The sequence below is a fragment of the Mesorhizobium sp. M7A.F.Ca.MR.362.00.0.0 genome (assembly GCF_004023175.1).
GTDB lineage: Bacteria > Pseudomonadota > Alphaproteobacteria > Rhizobiales > Rhizobiaceae > Mesorhizobium.
Genome location: NZ_RZTF01000201.1, coordinates 9,381 through 11,643, shown reverse-complemented (window position 1 = coordinate 11,643; position 2,263 = coordinate 9,381). Strand labels below are relative to the sequence as shown.

3 protein-coding genes are annotated in these 2,263 nt (G+C 63.0%); all 3 read left to right on the top strand.

What is annotated here, in order from left to right:
• The coding region (locus EOC06_RS22340; RefSeq protein WP_128308808.1) for an ABC transporter ATP-binding protein at nucleotides 1-997 on the top strand (997 nt) is incomplete at its 5' end.
• A 5-nt stretch (nucleotides 998-1,002) separates the two neighbouring features.
• A complete protein-coding gene (locus EOC06_RS22335; protein ID WP_128308807.1) occupies nucleotides 1,003-2,115 on the top strand; it encodes a mandelate racemase/muconate lactonizing enzyme family protein in 1,113 nt (370 codons plus the stop codon).
• A gap of 9 nt (nucleotides 2,116-2,124) precedes the next feature.
• Nucleotides 2,125-2,263, top strand: a 139-nt coding sequence (locus tag EOC06_RS43145) for an L-rhamnose mutarotase (RefSeq protein ID WP_245469903.1), incomplete at its 3' end; no start/stop codon positions are given.

The following is a 2,263-nucleotide window of genomic DNA, read 5'->3' as shown; positions in this document are numbered from 1 at the left end:
GGTCGGCCCCTCCGGCTGCGGCAAGTCGACGACGCTGCGGATGATCGCCGGGCTGGAAGAGATCAGCGCCGGCTCGATCAAGATCGGCGGGCGCATCGTCAACGATTTGCCGCCACGCTCGCGCAACATCTCGATGGTGTTCCAGTCGTACGCGCTCTATCCGCACATGACGGTGCGCGAGAATCTCGGCTTCTCGCTGAAGATCGCCGGTGCCGCCAAGGAAGACATGGACCGCCGTGTCGCCGAAGCCTCGGCCATCCTCGGCCTCGACACGTTGCTGGATCGCCGCCCCTCACAACTGTCCGGCGGTCAGCGCCAGCGCGTCGCCATGGGCCGCGCCATCGTGCGCGATCCCGATGTGTTCCTGTTCGACGAGCCGCTTTCCAATCTCGACGCCAAATTGCGCACGCAGATGCGCACCGAGATCAAGAAGCTGCATGCCAAGGTGCAGTCGACGGTGATCTACGTCACCCACGACCAGGTCGAAGCAATGACGCTGGCCGATCGCATCGTCATCATGCGCGACGGCCATATCGAACAGGTCGGCACGCCCGACGAGGTCTTTCGGCGGCCGGCAACCCGCTTCGTTGCCGGCTTCATCGGTTCGCCGCCGATGAATTTGCACGAGGCCACGATCGATGACGGCCAGATGGTTTTCGCCAACGGCGAAAAGCTGCCGCTGCCCGCTCAGTTCAAGGCCAATGTCACGACCGGCGACAAGGTTGTGTTCGGGCTACGGCCGGACGACATCTATCCAACCGGCCATGGCATCAGTTCCGGTGGCGCGGCAGACGTCCACCAGATCGAACTGCCGATCACCGTTACCGAACCGCTCGGCAACGAGACGCTGGTGTTCGTCGAATTCAACGGTACGGACTGGGTGTCGCGCATGCTGAACCCGAGGCCACTCCGGCCGGGCGAGCGCGTCGCCATGAGCCTCGACATGTCGCAGGCGCATCTGTTTGCCACTGAGACCGGAAAGACATTGCGGAGCTGATCGGCATGACCAGAATCGAGAAAGTCGACCTTTGCATGGTGGACCTTGTACCCAAGGTCAAACGCACCGACGCGATCCAGAGCTTCGTCAGCCAGGAAACGCCGATCGTCACCATCACCGATTCCGACGGCGCGGTCGGCACCGGCTACAGCTACACGATCGGCACCGGCGGCTCGTCGGTGATGCGGCTGTTGTCCGACCATCTGGTGCCGCGCCTGATCGGCCGCGACCCCGACATGATCGAGGCGATCTGGCACGATCTCGAATTCGCCACGCATGCCACAACCATCGGCGCGATCACCGCGATAGCGATCGCGGCGATCGACACGGCACTATGGGATCTGCGGGCCAAGAAACAGAACCTGCCGCTGTGGAAACTGGCCGGCGGTGCCAAGGATCGCTGCCCGCTCTACACGACCGAAGGCGGTTGGCTGCACATCGAGACGCAGGCGCTGGTTGACGATGCGCTAGCCGCCAAGGCGAAGGGCTTTCGCGGCTCGAAAGTGAAAATCGGCAGGCCGCACGGGTCGGAGGATCTTGCCCGCCTGTCGGCGGTGCGCAAGGCGGTCGGCGACGGCTATGAGATCATGACCGACGCCAATCAGGGTTTTTCGGTCGACGAGGCGATCCGGCGCGCCGCAAGGTTGCGCGAACTCGACCTCGCCTGGATCGAGGAGCCGCTGCCGGCCGACGATATTGACGGACATGTGCGGTTGTCGAACTCGACGCCGACGCCGATCGCGATCGGCGAGTCGCTCTACTCCATTCGCCATTTTCGCGAATACATGCAGAAAGGCGCCTGCTCGATCGTGCAGGTCGATGTCGGCCGCATCGGCGGCATCACGCCCTGGCTCAAGATCGCGCACGCGGCGGAGGCCTTCGACATTCCGGTCTGCCCGCATTTCCTGATGGAACTGCATGTCAGCCTGACCTGCGCTGTTCAGAACGGCCGATATGTCGAGTACATTCCGCAACTCGACCAGTTGACCGGCAAGCGCCTCCGCATCGAGGATGGCCAGGCGCTGGCGCCCGACGAACCGGGCATCGGCATCGACTGGGACTGGGACGCGGTCAAGGCCATGGGCATCGCCGAATTCACCACGGCGATCACGAAATAGGAGACTGATATGCAGCGGATGGGGATGATTCTGGGGCTGAAACCGGAAAAGGTCGATGAGTATGTCCGCCTCCATGCCGCCGTCTGGCCCGACGTGCTGGCCATGATCTCCGCCTGCAACATCAAGAATTATTCGATCTACCTGAAGC